The sequence below is a fragment of the Klebsiella planticola genome (genome assembly GCF_000783935.2).
GTDB lineage: Bacteria > Pseudomonadota > Gammaproteobacteria > Enterobacterales > Enterobacteriaceae > Klebsiella > Klebsiella planticola.
The window spans coordinates 5230170-5245159 of record NZ_CP026047.1; the positions used below are offsets into that span (position 1 = coordinate 5230170).

13 protein-coding genes are annotated in these 14990 nt (G+C 55.8%); 5 read left to right on the plus strand and 8 right to left on the minus strand.

The genetic code is table 11. From position 1 onward, the window contains the following. Positions 1 to 3 precede the first annotated feature (3 nt). The gene (gene yobA, locus MC50_RS25180; RefSeq protein ID WP_032695279.1) at positions 4 to 378 is read right to left on the minus strand and encodes a CopC domain-containing protein YobA; all 375 of its coding nucleotides are present in this window, start codon (positions 376 to 378) and stop codon (positions 4 to 6) included. Between the two features lie 126 nt (positions 379 to 504). Here yobA and MC50_RS25185 point away from each other — a divergent pair, with 126 nt between their 5' ends. Both MC50_RS25185 and exoX read left to right on the plus strand, forming a co-directional pair. Continuing rightward, positions 505 to 735, plus strand: coding sequence for a DNA polymerase III subunit theta (locus MC50_RS25185; RefSeq protein WP_004863978.1), 231 nt, complete (start codon positions 505 to 507; stop codon positions 733 to 735). A 78-nt stretch (positions 736 to 813) separates the two neighbouring features. After that, the gene (gene exoX, locus MC50_RS25190; protein WP_032686937.1) at positions 814 to 1473 is read left to right on the plus strand and encodes an exodeoxyribonuclease X; all 660 of its coding nucleotides are present in this window, start codon (positions 814 to 816) and stop codon (positions 1471 to 1473) included. Positions 1474 to 1478: 5 nt separating this feature from the next. Here exoX and ptrB read toward each other — a convergent pair whose 3' ends face one another. From ptrB to MC50_RS25205, 3 genes are all read right to left on the minus strand, one after another. Continuing rightward, entirely contained in the window at positions 1479 to 3539 is a 2061-nt protein-coding gene (ptrB, locus tag MC50_RS25195) for an oligopeptidase B (RefSeq protein WP_047665226.1), read from the minus strand. A 117-nt stretch (positions 3540 to 3656) separates the two neighbouring features. Then, entirely contained in the window at positions 3657 to 4343 is a 687-nt protein-coding gene (locus MC50_RS25200) for a tellurite resistance TerB family protein (protein WP_032686935.1), read from the minus strand. Between the two features lie 97 nt (positions 4344 to 4440). Next, positions 4441 to 4815 carry a YebG family protein gene (locus MC50_RS25205; protein WP_047665228.1) on the minus strand — a complete coding sequence of 125 codons (375 nt, stop codon included), beginning with the start codon at positions 4813 to 4815 and terminating at the stop codon, positions 4441 to 4443. A 135-nt stretch (positions 4816 to 4950) separates the two neighbouring features. Here MC50_RS25205 and purT point away from each other — a divergent pair, with 135 nt between their 5' ends. Then, complete coding sequence (purT, locus tag MC50_RS25210; protein WP_032686933.1) at positions 4951 to 6129, plus strand: formate-dependent phosphoribosylglycinamide formyltransferase; 1179 nt, start codon at positions 4951 to 4953, stop codon at positions 6127 to 6129. 62 nt (positions 6130 to 6191) lie between these two features. On the opposite strand, the gene MC50_RS25215 is transcribed toward purT, so the two are convergent. The 3 genes from MC50_RS25215 to zwf form a co-directional block, all read right to left on the minus strand. Then, positions 6192 to 6833 (minus strand): bifunctional 4-hydroxy-2-oxoglutarate aldolase/2-dehydro-3-deoxy-phosphogluconate aldolase, encoded by a 642-nt coding sequence (locus MC50_RS25215; RefSeq protein WP_032686932.1) that lies wholly within the window; start codon positions 6831 to 6833, stop codon positions 6192 to 6194. Between the two features lie 39 nt (positions 6834 to 6872). Beyond that, positions 6873 to 8684, minus strand: coding sequence for a phosphogluconate dehydratase (gene edd / locus MC50_RS25220; protein WP_032686931.1), 1812 nt, complete (start codon positions 8682 to 8684; stop codon positions 6873 to 6875). A gap of 221 nt (positions 8685 to 8905) precedes the next feature. After that, positions 8906 to 10381 carry a glucose-6-phosphate dehydrogenase gene (zwf, locus tag MC50_RS25225; RefSeq protein WP_032686930.1) on the minus strand — a complete coding sequence of 492 codons (1476 nt, stop codon included), beginning with the start codon at positions 10379 to 10381 and terminating at the stop codon, positions 8906 to 8908. 319 nt (positions 10382 to 10700) lie between these two features. On the opposite strand from zwf, the gene MC50_RS25235 reads away from it, so the two are divergent. Further along, complete coding sequence (locus tag MC50_RS25235; RefSeq protein ID WP_160873290.1) at positions 10701 to 11606, plus strand: MurR/RpiR family transcriptional regulator; 906 nt, start codon at positions 10701 to 10703, stop codon at positions 11604 to 11606. 126 nt (positions 11607 to 11732) lie between these two features. Next, positions 11733 to 13175, plus strand: coding sequence for a pyruvate kinase (pyk, locus tag MC50_RS25240; RefSeq protein ID WP_032686929.1), 1443 nt, complete (start codon positions 11733 to 11735; stop codon positions 13173 to 13175). Positions 13176 to 13239: 64 nt separating this feature from the next. Here pyk and MC50_RS25245 read toward each other — a convergent pair whose 3' ends face one another. Beyond that, positions 13240 to 14574 carry a 2-hydroxycarboxylate transporter family protein gene (locus tag MC50_RS25245; protein WP_032699373.1) on the minus strand — a complete coding sequence of 445 codons (1335 nt, stop codon included), beginning with the start codon at positions 14572 to 14574 and terminating at the stop codon, positions 13240 to 13242. Positions 14575 to 14990: the final 416 nt, after the last annotated feature.

Consider the following 14990-nt stretch of genomic DNA (forward strand, 5'->3'; position numbering starts at 1 on the left):
GCGTTATTTCACGCTAAAGTGGTATTGCCCTTTGGTTTTGTGGCCATCAACGGAGACCACGTGCCAGTCAACGGTATACTCCCCCGCAGACAGCGGCTGCGTCAGCGGAACAATCAGCTGAGCTTTATTGCTGTCGCTGCGCGCCAGCTTGCCGGTCGCAACGGCTTTCTGCTGCGGGCCGGTGAGGGTCACTGCGCTAAAGGCCGTTTCGATACCTTCAGAAAAGCTCAGGGTCAGTGATTCGGGAGAGGCGGTGACCGTCGAATCTGCGGCAGGCGTTTGCTGTTGAAGATGCGCATGGGCTAAGGCCGCGGTGCTGACCAGAAAGCCGGCGAAAAAAGCAGAGGCACGCAGCGCGCGCCCGGCGATAGTACGCATAATCGTCATTCCTTTTCGTTATGTATGTAGCACAGAGAATAACCCTGTATAATAGCGTAGTCGAGCGATGCGTCCCGGTCCGACGTCGCGCCCGATCGCTTTTCGGCATCATGAAGGAGAAACCATATGGAAAAAAATCTGGCCAAAATTTCGCAGGACGAGATGGACAAAGTGAACGTCGACCTTGCCGCGGCCGGTGTCGCCTTTAAAGAGCGTTACAATATGCCCGTTGTCGCCGATTTAGTGGAGCGGGAGCAACCGTCACACCTGCGTGACTGGTTCCGTGAACGCCTGATCGCCCATCGACTGGCGTCTGTTTCACTGTCGCGACTGCCCTATGAACCCAAAGCGAAATAATTCTCGTCCCTTAAGGGCGTCCCGGTTGGCAAGCGCTGCGCATTCAATTACGCTGGTTTTTTTCGGCCGGAGTGAGCCATGCTACGCGTAATCGATACGGAAACCTGCGGACTGCAGGGGGGCATTGTGGAAATCGCCTCTGTTGATATTGTCGATGGTCAGATAACCAATCCCATGAGTCATCTGGTTCGTCCCGATCGACCTATCAGCCCCCAGGCCATGGCGATTCACCGTATCACCGAAGAGATGGTCGCCGACAAGCCGTGGATTGAAGAAGTTCTGCCGCATTACATCGGCAGCCGGTGGTATGTCGCCCACAACGCCAGTTTCGACCGCCGGGTGTTACCGGAAATGCACGGGGAGTGGATCTGCACCATGAAGCTGGCCCGTCGTCTGTGGCCAGGCATTAAATACAGCAATATGGGGCTGTATAAATCGCGTAAGCTCAGTGTCGCAACGCCTGCGGGGCTGCATCAGCACCGCGCGCTGTACGACTGCTATATCACCGCCGCACTGCTTCTCGATATTATGCACGTTTCCGGCTGGCGGCCTGAGGAGATGGCGACCATTACCGGTCGTCCGGCGCTGTTGACCACCTTTACCTTCGGTAAATATCGCGGCAAGGCGGTGGCCGAAATCGCAGAAAACGACCCGGGCTATTTACGCTGGCTGTTCAATAACCTGGATCGGATGAGCCCCGAGCTGCGCTTGACGCTCAAGCACTATCTCGGGGAGTAGCGACGCTAAACGTTTGCCTGGCCGGGTAACGTCCCCTGCGCCAGGCCAATCAGAAAGGCATACTCCAGCGCAACCCCTTCATAGCTTTTAAAGCGTCCCGACTTACCGCCGTGCCCTGAATCCATATCGGTGCACAGCAGTAGCAGGTTATCGTCCGTTTTCAGCTCTCGCAGCTTCGCCACCCATTTTGCCGGTTCCCAGTATTGCACCTGGGAATCGTGCAGGCCGGTAGTCACCAGCAGATGGGGATAGGCCTGCGCCGTGACGCCATCGTAAGGACTGTAGCTCTTCATATAGCGGTAGTACTCTTCGTCCTGCGGATTTCCCCACTCTTCAAATTCCCCGGTCGTCAGCGGAATCGACTCGTCGAGCATTGTGGTCAGGACATCGACAAACGGAACCTGAGCCACTACGCCGTGAAACAGCTCCGGCCGCTCATTAATGGCGACGCCCATTAACATGCCGCCCGCGCTGCCGCCCATGCCGTAGCACAGGCGAGGATTGCCATATCCCTGCGCCAGCAGCGCATCGCAAACATCGAGATAATCGTTAAAGGTATTCTTTTTACACAGGAACTTGCCGTCTTCGTACCACTGCTGCCCTAATTCCCCGCCGCCGCGGACGTGGGCAATCGCAAACACGAAACCCCGATCGAGCAGGCTCAACCGGCTGGCGCTGAAATCGGCATCTTCACTGGCGCCGTACGACCCGTAGGCATAGACCAACAGCGGACTGACACCCTTGCGGAAATGCTCACGCCGATAAACCAGCGAAACAGGAACCTCCACACCATCGCGAGCCTTAATCCACAAATGTTCGCTGCGATAATGACTGGCCTCAAACCCTTTCACTTCCTGTTGCTTCAGTACCCGCCGCTCACAGGTGTCCATATCCAGCTCAAAGAGCGTATCCGGCGTGGTCATGGAGGAGTATCCGTAGCGCAAGCGTGAAGTTTCCGGTTCCGGATTATAGGCAAGCCAGGTCACGTAGGCCGGATCATCAAAGGCGATCCCCACCACTTCCCGGGTCTTGCGGTTGATCTGGCGCAGGCTGGTTAACCCGCGCTGGCGCTCCTCAACCACCAACCAGTCGGTAAACAGGGTGAATCCCTCGAGCATCACATCCTGGCGTGGCGCAATCAGCGTCTCCCACTGCCGCTCGTCGCGCTCATGGGTACGGTAGAGACCGAAGTTTTTCCCCTCGCGGTTAGAGCGAAGATAAAAGGCATGCTGGTAATGATCGAGACTGTACTCGTGATCTTTACGCCGCGGCAGGAAACACACCGGTTCCGCATCCGGCATTTCGGTATTCAGCAGCCGCACTTCACTGGTTGTCGCGCTGGCAAGATAGATAACGGCGAATTGCCGGGAGGTGGTCGTATGGAGGCTGACGTAGAAGGTTTCATCCTTCTCCTCGTAGACCAGCGCATCGGAGTGCGGCGAAGCGCCCACGGTATGCCGCCAGACCTGATAAGGCAGCAGCGTAGTCGGGTGCTTGCGGACATACCACAGCGTTTGCGAATCATTGCTCCAGGCGAATTCCGGCGAAACGTTTTCCAGCACTTCAGGATACCATTCGCCATTTTGCAGATTGCACAAGCGCAGGCCATACTGCCGACGGGAGAGATAATCCTCCGCCAGCGCCATTATCGTGTTATCCGGCGAAATGCCCAGCCCACCGAGAGTATAGAATTCGCTCTGCGCCGCGCGCTGGTTGCTATCGAGCAGCACTTCCCATTCATCCCACTCCTCTTTCAGCACCGACTGACGCTGATAAATAGCGTATTCACAGCCCGGCTCATACACCTGACGATAGCGGTAGCCATTTTTGCTGTAGGGCGCGGAGACTTCGCGCGGCGGGATACGGTCAATAATCTCTTTTAGCACCCGCTCCTGCAGGCTACGTTGGGTCGCCATGACCTGCTGTCCGTACTCATTTTCCTCGCGAAGATAATCAAGTACTTCCGGCCGCGAACGCTCGTCGTCGCGCAGCCAGAAGTAATTATCGATACGGGTATCGCCATGAAGGGTCATGGCGTGGGGAATTCGTTTTGCTTTTGGTGGCATCTTTTGGTCTTCTGCATCCTGTATTTCATACACAAAATCATTCAAGAAGCGGCTTGAAGGATGGCGTGTGTATAAGGGTGGCAAAAGTGGCCCACGTTGCAAGCAAAACCTGCGGATTTAGGTAGAAAGCGCCTGTTTTTGTGCCTGGATATCCTGTTCGATGTCGGCACGCACTTCCGGCGGAAGGCCTAAAGCCTCACCCAGAGCGTTGAGATAGCTACGCTCCATAAAATGGTCGATATCGATCGCCGCACAGCTGATGTAATAGATCTCCAGCGCCTCTTGCTCGCTGGTGAGGCCCTGCGCCAGACGCTGCGGATCGAGAGGCTGGGCCAGAGCGCGATCGATAAGAACGCGCCCCTGCACGGCAATACCAGCCGCGCGCAGCTGCTCATCAATGTTTGCCCGCTCGCTGTCATCAATGTGCCCGTCGCTTTTCGCGGCAAACACCAGCGCCAGAATGAGCCGTTCACTGCGGGCATCGAGCCCGGAGGCTGGCGAGGTTGACGCCCCGGCGGGTTGTACAGGAGAAGCGACAGATTGCGCAGGGGAATTTTCCCGCATTTTTTGCTGGTACTTGTTCCACAGCACGCTTCCCGCCACCGCGCCGCCGCCAACCAGCAGTGCGCTGGTGCCATATTTAGCCAGCAGCTTACGCGATGATTTACTAGCCACCAGCAGCCCCGCCAGGCCGCCCAGCGCCCCGGGCAGAAGGAAGCTTTTACCATCAGACCGCTCGCCTGATGAGGAAGATGGTCCCTGCTGGCCCAGCAGGGACTGGAGTTGATTAAGCCAGTTAGCCATGATTTCCCTCGTTGCTTATTAAGCGATGTCATCAGCCTAAACGACGAGATGTCAGGAAATGTTATGAGCAGCTAAAGATGCGCAAATTCGGCCGGACTCAGGCGGCCTTCACCTTGCGCGATTTTACAGGCGCGGTTGCCGCGGGTTGTTCGCTCGCTCCCTCCGCGGCGGCCTCTGAGGTTTCAGCCGCGGAGCTCTCGTCCTGAGAAGCCTGGCCGTTCGTACCGTCTTCCGCTTCCGGGAGTTTTCCTGATCTCAGGATGTGGTGCAATGTCTCTTTACGTTCCGCCAGCCACATTGCCATTTCATCGCGCTGGGTTTCATCCAGCGTCAGCGGGCACTCGACCAGCCAGTCGTTGAGGACCTCGGCAAGATCGAGCATTTTGTCGTAAGCATCGGCCTCTTTTTTGCTGGTAAACGACATCTTTTCCTCACCTTCGCGGATCACCACATATTTAATTTCAACCGCCATTGTGCAGCCTCTTTATACTGTATTTTTATACAGTATAGCAAATTTTCACCCGGGACTCAACCAACAGCCGTAAAGACAGACGCAAACGTTTTCGTTTATAATGCGGCGCATGTTTTTTTACTGTGGAAAAGAGTCATGACGTTATTAGGCACAGCGCTGCGTCCGGCAGCGACGCGGGTGATGTTGTTAGGTTCCGGCGAACTGGGTAAAGAAGTCGCCATTGAGTGCCAACGGCTGGGTATTGAGACCATCGCGGTCGACCGCTACCCCGACGCGCCGGCGATGCAAGTGGCGCATCGTTCGCACGTCATCAACATGCTGCACGGTGAAACGCTGCGCGCGCTGATTGCGGAAGAAAAACCCGACTTTATCGTGCCGGAAATTGAAGCCATCGCCACGGATATGCTGGTGGAGCTGGAGCAGGCCGGGCAGAAAGTCGTCCCCACCGCTCGCGCGGCGAAACTGACCATGAATCGCGAAGGTATTCGCCGCCTGGCCGCAGAGGAGCTGCAGCTTCCCACCTCGGCATACCGCTTTGCCGACAGCGAAGCGGCCTTTCGCGAAGCCGTCGCGGAGATTGGCCTTCCCTGCATTGTGAAGCCGGTCATGAGCTCTTCTGGTAAAGGCCAGAGCTTTATTCGTCACTCTGACCAGCTGGCCGAGGCCTGGCGCTACGCGCAACAAGGAGGCCGCGCGGGAGCCGGTCGGGTTATCGTCGAGGGGGTGGTGAATTTCGATTTTGAAATTACCCTGCTTACCGTCAGCGCGGTCGATGGCGTCCATTTCTGTGCGCCGGTCGGCCATCGCCAGGAGGATGGCGATTACCGCGAATCCTGGCAGCCGCAGCAGATGAGCGAGCTGGCGTTGGCCCGCGCCCAGGAGATTGCCAGCAAAGTCGTGCTGGCGCTTGGCGGCTACGGTCTGTTTGGCGTGGAGCTGTTCGTCTGCGGTGATGAGGTGATTTTCAGTGAAGTCTCCCCTCGCCCGCATGACACCGGGATGGTGACGCTGATTTCCCAGGACCTCTCGGAATTTGCGCTGCACGTTCGCGCCTTCCTCGGTCTGCCGGTTGGCGCGATTCGTCAGTATGGCCCGGCGGCCTCCGCGGTCATTCTGCCGCAGCTCACCAGCCAGAACGTCACCTTTAGCAATCTCCAGGGCGCGGTAGGGGCGGGACTGCAGCTACGCCTGTTCGGTAAGCCGGAGATTGACGGTTCTCGTCGACTGGGCGTCACGCTGGCCGTCGCCGATAGCGTCGATGAGGCGGTGGCTCGCGCGAAAGCCGCCGCGTCAGCGGTGCAGGTTCAGGGATAAAAAAAACCCGGTCGCGTCAACGCTACCGGGTCTGGATTTCGCCATTTATCAGGGCGTGAAAATTACTTCGCGCCTTCAACCGCTTCGCGAGCAATTTTGGTAATACGGTCGTAATCGCCCGCTTCCAGCGCATCCGCCGGAACCAGCCAGGAACCGCCGATGCACAGCACGCTGTTCAGTGCCAGGTAGTCGCGGTAGTTCGCCGGTGAGATGCCGCCAGTCGGGCAGAAACGGATATGCGCGAACGGACCGCCAATCGCCTGCAGCGCTTTTACACCACCGTTAGCTTCCGCCGGGAAGAATTTGAACTCTTTCAGGCCATACTGCATGCCCAGCATCAGTTCGGAGACGGTGCTAATCCCCGGGATCAGCGGGATGGTCCCTTCTTCAGTCGCCGCTTTCAGCAGGGACTCGGTCAGACCCGGGCTGATAGCGAACTGCGCGCCAGCCTCGGTGACGGCTTTCAGCTGCTCAACGTTTGTTACGGTACCTGCGCCGACAATCGCCTCCGGCACTTCTTGCGCAATCGCGCGGATCGCATCCAGCGCGCATGCGGTACGCAGCGTGACTTCCAGTACGCGTACGCCGCCGGCAACCAGCGCTTTGGCCATCGGCACAGCGTGTTCCAGCTTTTTCACCACGATCACCGGGACAACCGGGCCGTTGGTGAGGATTGCTTCTGCAGTTGTTTTCCAGTTTTTCATTAGAGTTTCTCTCTCGCCAGATCTACAAATTGTATCGTCTTAAAAAGTGATGCAGGTTGCGCCCTGTTCGGCTCCGGAGAGTTTTTCACGCAGCGCTGCGAACATTTCCCGGCCGCTCCCGACGCGCGAACCGCTGAGGTCAGGAACATGCGGCTGGCGTGCAGCCAGCTCAGCGTCATCCACCAGCAGCGTCAGTTCGCCCGTCTGCCCGTTGACGCGGATAATATCGCCATCACGTACTTTTGCCAGCAGCCCACCATCGTACGCTTCAGGCGTAACGTGGATTGCTGACGGGACCTTGCCAGATGCGCCAGAGAGTCGACCATCGGTAACCAGCGCAATTTTGAAACGGCGGTCCAATAATACACCAAGTGGCGGCATAAGTTTATGTAATTCTGGCATGCCGTTCGCTTTTGGCCCCTGATGGCGAACAACCACCACGCAATCCTTGTCCAGCATTCCGGCTTCGAAAGCAGGCAAAACGTCGTGCTGGCTTTCAAACACCACCGCCGGGGCTTCAATGATCTGGTTCTCAACCGGTACGGCCGAGGTTTTCATCACCGCACGCCCGAGGTTGCCGCTCAGCACTTTCGTCCCGCCATGGCGAGAGAATGGCTTGTCGAAAGTCGCAATAACCTGATCGTCTAATGGCGCCGTCGCCCCTTCGCGCCAGTCCAGCTCGCCGTTATTCAGCCACGGTTCCATGGTGTAACGGGAGAGACCAAAACCGGCTACGGTGTTGACATCTTCGTGCAGCAGACCGCCTTTCAGCAGCTCACGAACCAGCACCGGTACGCCGCCCGCGGCCTGGAAGTGGTTAATATCCGCCGGACCGTTCGGGTAAAGGCGCGCCAGCAGCGGCACAACATCGGAGAGATCGGAGAAATCATCCCAGTTAATGATAATGCCCGCCGCGCGAGCCATTGCGACCAGGTGCATCGTATGGTTGGTCGAACCGCCGGTTGCCAGCAGCGCAACGATCCCGTTCACCACCACTTTCTCATCAAACATTTTGCCCAGCGGCATCCATTCATTACCGTTACCGGTCATGCGCGTTACCTGGCGTGCGGCGGCGGCGGTCAGCGCCTGGCGCAATTCGGCATCCGGATGCACAAACGACGAGCCCGGGAGCTGCATGCCCATAAATTCCACCACCATCTGGTTGGTGTTCGCCGTGCCGTAAAATGTGCAGGTACCCGGGGCGTGGTAGGAGGCCGCTTCAGACTCCAGCAGCGCCATACGATCGACTTTACCCTCGGCATACAGCTGGCGGATGCGTACTTTTTCTTTATTTGGCAGGCCGCTGGCCATCGGGCCAGACGGCACGAATACTGACGGCAGGTGGCCAAAGGAGAGCGCGGCCATCGTCAGTCCGGGGACAATTTTGTCACATACGCCCAGATACAGCGCGCCGTCGAACATATTATGCGACAGGCCGATCGCGGCCGACATTGCAATCACTTCGCGGCTCAGAAGGGAGAGTTCCATCCCGTCCTGCCCTTGGGTGACGCCGTCGCACATCGCCGGTACGCCTCCCGCGACCTGGCCTACCGCATTCACCGAATGCAGCGCTTTGCGGATGATATCCGGGTAATACTCATAGGGCTGGTGGGCGGACAGCATGTCGTTGTAAGAAGTGATGATGGCGATATTGTTACGCAACATGCTTTTCAGCGAGGCTTTATCGTCCGACTGACAGGCAGCAAAGCCGTGGGCGAGATTACCGCACGCCAGCTGCGCGCGATGGACGGTATCCGTCTTCGCCTGGTTAATCCGTGCGAGGTAGGCGGTGCGGGTATCGCGCGACCGTTCGATAATGCGATTTGTTACCCGTAACATTGTCGAATTCATAAAGGCTCCTGAATTTTTATCTGTCCGGCCACAGCATTTTAGCAACCTCTTAGAAGGTGAAAGGCACCAACACTGCAGCTCAGCGGCAAAATATCTATCCGCAGTGTAATAAAAAAAGCCCCGGGGGTGAATCCTCCCGGGGCTTAAAAGAGCAAAAATTATGCGACTTGCTGCGTCAGATCATGTTACCGGTAAAATAACTCCTCCGGATAACGCGCAAACTATTCAAATTCGTTCCAGGAACGACCGTCGCGGGTGATCATCGCCACAGAGGCGACCGGCCCCCAGGTACCTGCCTGATAGGGCTTCGGCGCATCGCGATCGGCAGCCCAGGCTTCAGTAATGGAGTCAACCCACTTCCACGCCTCTTCGACTTCATCGCGACGCACGAACAGCGCCTGGATACCACGCATGGTTTCCAGCAGCAGACGTTCATAGGCATCCGCCAGGTGAGTCTGGTTGAAGGTCTCCGAATAGCTCAGATCCAGCTTGGTTATCTGCAGATTGTGTTTGTGGTCAAGACCCGGCACTTTGTTGAGGACCTGAATATCCACGCCCTCATCCGGCTGCAGGCGAATCGTCAGCTTGTTCTGCGGCAGCTCCTGCCAGTTCTCTTTAAACAGGTTCAGCTCCGGGGTTTTAAAATAAACCACCACTTCAGAACATTTGGTCGGCAGGCGTTTACCGGTACGCAGGTAGAACGGCACGCCGGCCCAGCGCCAGTTATCGATATCGACGCGGATAGCCACAAAGGTCTCGGTATTGCTGGATTTGTTCGCCCCCTCTTCTTCGAGGTAGCCCGGGACTTTTTTACCCTGGGCGAAGCCGGCGGTGTACTGGCCGCGGACCGTTTTCTCACGTACGTTGGAGCGGTCGATACGGCGCAGCGACTTCAGCACTTTGACTTTTTCGTCACGAATGCTGTCGGCACTGAGGTCTGACGGCGGCGACATCGCGATCATGCACAGGATCTGCAGCAGATGGTTCTGGATCATGTCGCGCATTTGCCCGGCCTGATCGAAGTAACCCCAGCGGCCTTCGATACCCACTTCTTCCGCGACGGTGATTTCAACGTGGTCGATCGTGCGGCAGTCCCAGTTATTGACAAACAGGGAGTTCGCAAAGCGCAGCGCCAGCAGGTTGAGCACCGTTTCTTTGCCGAGGTAATGGTCGATACGGTAAACCTGGCATTCTTCGAAGAATTCGCCGACCTGATCGTTGATCTCGCGGGAGGTATCCAGAGAGGTGCCCAGCGGTTTTTCCATCACCACGCGCGCAGGTTTGGCGTTCAGTTTCGCCTGGCCGAGGCCTTTGCAAATGGCGCCAAAAGTGCTTGGCGGCATGGCAAAGTAGTTGATGGTGACGCGGTTTTCCTGATCCAGCATTTTGCCCAGACGGGAAAACGCTTTGGTATCGTTCACATCGAGGTTACAAAAATCCAGACGTCCGCTCAGGGTGTCCCACAAACCTTCATCAATCTTTTCCTTCATGAAGGTTTCAAGCGCTTCACGTACGACCCTGGTGTAAGCATCTTTATCCCAGTCAGCACGTCCGACCCCGATAATCCGGGTCTCAGGGTTGATCTGGCCAGCTTTTTCGAGCTGATACAGGGAAGGCAACAATTTACGCCGCGCCAGGTCACCCTTCGCGCCGAAAATGACCAGATCGCATGCCTGGGCCGTTTGCGTTACCGCCATGTCATTCTCCTCAGTTGATAGTCTGGTGCTTATGCCAGGCTATATTTGTAATTTTCTTACACTGCACTGTACTGTGTTTACGAACTTCCCGAAACCCTCAGGCCGCCATTCCCGGCGCTAAACCGCACGCGGAGAAAAGTTTCGGCGACTATTTGGGCAAGCGGCTAAACCTGTTCGTTCTTTCGACCGGTTTTAAGTTAATAAAATACGACTCTGATCATGTAATGAAAAAAAACAACATTTTTTAACGTCATTCCTCCCCGCTTAGCGTAACGGAGGGGTATATTCTTGCTAAAACGCCTGATGATTTCATCCATTAATGAAATCGCTTCCACTGATGAGCGCTCCGTTACCCATGAATATGCTGGAAAAAATCCAGTCCCGGCTGGAACACCTTAGCAAATCCGAACGCAAAGTGGCGGAAGTCATTCTTGCTACGCCAGCTCAGGCGATTCATTCAAGCATTGCGGCCCTGGCGCTGGAAGCTGGCGTCAGTGAACCGACCGTTAACCGTTTTTGTCGGAGCCTGGAAACCCGCGGCTTTCCCGATTTTAAACTTCACCTGGCACAAAGCCTGGCACACGGTACTCTCTATGTTAACCGCAATGTCGATGAAGACGACAGCGTAGAGTCCTATACGGGAAAAATTTTCGAGTCAGCCATGGCCAGTTTAGATCAGGTCCACCACTCTCTCGATATGTCAGCGGTCAATCGCGCCGTCGACCTCCTGACCCAGGCCAAGAAAATTGCCTTCTTTGGCCTCGGTTCTTCGGCAGCCGTCGCTCATGACGCCATGAACAAATTTTTCCGTTTTAACGTTCCGGTTATCTACTCCGACGACATTGTCCTGCAACGCATGAGCTGTATGAATTGCAATGATGATGACGTTGTCGTGATTATCTCACATACTGGCCGGACGAAAAGCCAGGTCGAACTGGCGCAGCTGGCGCGTGAAAACGATGCCATGGTCATCGCCATCACGTCGGCGGGTACCCCGCTGGCGCGAGAGGCAACCTTGTCGATTACGCTTGATGTCCCCGAAGATACGGATATCTATATGCCCATGGTTTCACGTCTTGCCCAACTGACGGTCATAGATGTGCTGGCCACCGGCTTTACCCTCCGTCGAGGAGCGAAATTCAGAGATAACTTGAAGAGGGTCAAGGAAGCATTGAAGGAATCGCGTTTTGATAAAGAGCTGCCTGTACACAGCGACAACCCATAAAACTTGATAATTAGGTAGTGACCCATTACACCTTCGGTTACGTTCCGGCAGAGCGACATTGCTGACCGGCACCGCCGATTCCATGTTCACGCAACACCAAAGTTGTTTTAGTCAACGGAGTATTACATGTCCAGAAGGCTTCGCAGAACCAAAATCGTAACGACCTTAGGCCCGGCAACCGATCGTGATAATAACCTTGAAAAGGTGATCGCCGCAGGCGCTAACGTGGTACGTATGAACTTCTCTCACGGTACCCCGGAAGATCATCAGATTCGTGCAGATAAAGTCCGTCAAATCGCGGCAAAACTGGGCCGTCACGTGGCCATCCTCGGCGATCTGCAAGGCCCGAAAATTCGCGTATCCACCTTCAAAGAAGGCAAAATTTTCCTTAATATCGGCGACAAATTCCTCCTCGATGCAGAGCTGGGTAAAGGCGAAGGCGACAAAGAGAAAGTCGGTATTGATTATAAAGGCCTGCCGGCGGACGTCGTGCCAGGCGATATCCTGCTGCTGGACGATGGCCGCGTACAGCTGAAAGTGATCGAAGTTCAGGGTCTGAAGGTGTTCACCGAAGTCACCGTCGGCGGACCGCTGTCAAACAATAAAGGGATCAACAAACTGGGTGGCGGCCTGTCCGCCGAAGCGTTGACTGAGAAAGACAAGGCTGACATCGTCACCGCGGCGAAAATCGGCGTTGATTACCTGGCCGTCTCCTTCCCACGCTGTGGCGAAGACCTGAACTATGCCCGCCGCCTGGCGCGTGAAGCCGGCTGCGATGCGAAGATCGTCGCGAAAGTCGAGCGTGCGGAAGCGGTTTGCGATCAGGACGCGATGGACGACGTTATTCTGGCCTCCGACGTGGTGATGGTTGCCCGTGGCGACCTTGGCGTGGAAATCGGCGATCCGGAACTGGTGGGTATTCAGAAAGCCCTGATTCGCCGCGCTCGTCAGCTGAACCGTTCAGTCATCACCGCGACTCAGATGATGGAGTCGATGATTACTAACCCGATGCCAACCCGCGCGGAAGTCATGGACGTTGCCAACGCCGTCCTCGATGGTACCGATGCCGTGATGCTCTCTGCGGAAACCGCCGCCGGTCAGTATCCGTCAGAAACCGTGGCCGCGATGGCGCGCGTCTGTCTGGGCGCCGAAAAAATCCCAAGCCTCAATGTCTCCAAACATCGTCTGGATATCCAGTTCGACAACGTTGAAGAGGCGATTGCCATGTCAGCGATGTATGCGGCGAACCACCTGAAAGGCGTCACCGCGATCATCACCATGACCGAGTCCGGTCGTACCGCGCTGATGACTTCACGCATTAGCTCTGGCCTGCCCATTTTCGCCCTCTCCCGCCATGAACGTACGCTGAACCTGACCGCCCTGTATCGCGGCGTGACACCGGTTCACTTCGACAGCACCAACGACGGCGTCGCTGCGGCGCACGATGCGGTGAATCTGCTGCGTGATAAAGGCTATCTGGTCTCGGGTGACCTCGTTATCGTGACCCAGGGTGACGTGATGAGCACCATCGGCAGCACCAACACCACGCGTATTCTGACCGTCGAGTAATATCGACCTCGTGGTGAACGCCTAACCTGCCAGCATCATGCCGGCAGGTTTTTTTTATCCGCAATCAGACAATCCAGCTCAGCAGCAATGTCGCGGCAATCACCGTTGAGGCGCCGCCGATACGGGTGGCAATCTGCGCAAATGGCATCAGCGACATGCGATTCGATGCCGAGAGGATCGCCACATCCCCGGTACCGCCCAGTCCACTGTGGCAGCTGGTGACAATCGCCGCTTCAACAGGATACATATTCAGCCGGGAAGCGATGAAAAATCCGCTTAACGCCATGGCAATGACGATGGAACCGCAAACCACCACGTAGCCGATGGAGAAGACGGAAACCACGCTCTCCAGCGGGACATACAGCATCCCAAGGCCGATCATCAGCGGCCAGACGAGGGCGGCGGAGACAAATTTGTAGCAGCTATGCGCCCCCAGCTCCATCGCGGCGGGGATAATTTTGCTGTATTTGCACAGAACGGCGGCCAGAATCATCAATACCGGTCCCGGGATGTGCAGCACTTTCTCCAGCAGCCCGCCAACGATGAAAAATGCGCAGATCATTAGCAGCCCGGCCCCCATCAGCTGGAAATCGGTAGGCTGCCCTGCCTGAGACTGCGAGAAAACGTGGTTATCATCATGGCTGCGAATCAACATACCATCACCGGACAGCGCCGGCCGGCGGACGCCCAGGCGTGCCAGAAAGCCGGCGCAGATAATGGCGAAGATATTCCCCACCACCGCAGCGGGCGCTAGCTGTGCAACATACACGTCCGGGGTTTGCCCAAGGATCGCCGAATAGGCCAGCGACAGCGGCAGGATCCCTTCCCCAATACCGCCGCCGATAATCGGCACGATAATAAAGAAAAAGGTGTGGTAAAGACTGTAGCCGAATAAGCTGCCCACCAGCAGGCCCGTCGCGATCGCCGCCCCGGTCCCCACCACCAGCGGAACGAACATGCGCACCATACCCTGGATAAGAATGGTTCTGTTCATGCCCAGAATACTGCCGACCACCAGGCAGGCGATGACAAAATAGAGTAAATTGGCCTCTTTCATCAACAGATGCACGGTGCCCAGAGTATGGGGATCAAATACCCCGAAATAGACCAGCACCGACGGCATCATCAAACACAAAATGGCCGGACCGCCGATATCTTTAAGCACCGGCACCATTCGGCCGATTTTGGCCAGAGCGAATCCCAGGGTCATAATGACCGCCAGCCCGCCAATCATGTTCTTTGGCAACAGTCCCGCCATTGATGAGACGGCGACAATCGTTGCGATACCGACAAACAACGTTAAAGGTACGGCGCCGACGTCAACGTTGGATAAGAAACGCGGAGTTTGCCCACTCGAGTGCGTTTGTTCTACCGGATGGTTGAGTGAATTATTTTTCATGTTGCACCTGAATTGTAATAGATGGCGTAGGATCGAGGCGCAATATTAAAATTGCGCAGTAAAATAAAAATAAAAAAACAAAAAAATGAAGAAGCATGCGAATTAAAACCAGATAAACGGTAGCACAGGAGTTTTCGCTAAAAAAGAAAACCACGCCCTTCCTTCACGACTTTGTGACTGAGTTAGAAACTCCCATTTAAGTAATTTAAATTATTACGGCGTAGCTAAAGTTATCAGTCACGACATTTAATTATCGGCAGTCATGAAAAACAAGGAGTTAATCTCCGCGCCGCTATTTGTAAGTAAAGTTCCCAAGGCGAAATTATTTAAATACCCGCCACTGTGATTTCAATCACCTTTCATTCCATAGGGGATCGTTAGATTAAAAACCACAAGTAACCCTACAGCCTATTTTC

Excerpts from the sequence above, each read along its gene's own strand:
- MC50_RS25185 (WP_004863978.1), top strand. The coding sequence starts at position 505 with ATGGAAAAAAATCTGGCCAAAATTTCGCAGGACGAGATGGACAAAGTG.
- ptrB (WP_047665226.1), bottom strand. The coding sequence starts at position 3,539 with ATGCCACCAAAAGCAAAACGAATTCCCCACGCCATGACCCTTCATGGC.
- yobA (WP_032695279.1), bottom strand. The coding sequence starts at position 378 with ATGCGTACTATCGCCGGGCGCGCGCTGCGTGCCTCTGCTTTTTTCGCC.
- edd (WP_032686931.1), bottom strand. The coding sequence starts at position 8,684 with ATGAATTCGACAATGTTACGGGTAACAAATCGCATTATCGAACGGTCG.
- purT (WP_032686933.1), top strand. The coding sequence starts at position 4,951 with ATGACGTTATTAGGCACAGCGCTGCGTCCGGCAGCGACGCGGGTGATG.
- MC50_RS25235 (WP_160873290.1), top strand. The coding sequence starts at position 10,701 with ATGAAATCGCTTCCACTGATGAGCGCTCCGTTACCCATGAATATGCTG.
- MC50_RS25215 (WP_032686932.1), bottom strand. The coding sequence starts at position 6,833 with ATGAAAAACTGGAAAACAACTGCAGAAGCAATCCTCACCAACGGCCCG.
- pyk (WP_032686929.1), top strand. The coding sequence starts at position 11,733 with ATGTCCAGAAGGCTTCGCAGAACCAAAATCGTAACGACCTTAGGCCCG.
- MC50_RS25205 (WP_047665228.1), bottom strand. The coding sequence starts at position 4,815 with ATGGCGGTTGAAATTAAATATGTGGTGATCCGCGAAGGTGAGGAAAAG.
- MC50_RS25200 (WP_032686935.1), bottom strand. The coding sequence starts at position 4,343 with ATGGCTAACTGGCTTAATCAACTCCAGTCCCTGCTGGGCCAGCAGGGA.
- MC50_RS25245 (WP_032699373.1), bottom strand. The coding sequence starts at position 14,574 with ATGAAAAATAATTCACTCAACCATCCGGTAGAACAAACGCACTCGAGT.
- exoX (WP_032686937.1), top strand. The coding sequence starts at position 814 with ATGCTACGCGTAATCGATACGGAAACCTGCGGACTGCAGGGGGGCATT.
- zwf (WP_032686930.1), bottom strand. The coding sequence starts at position 10,381 with ATGGCGGTAACGCAAACGGCCCAGGCATGCGATCTGGTCATTTTCGGC.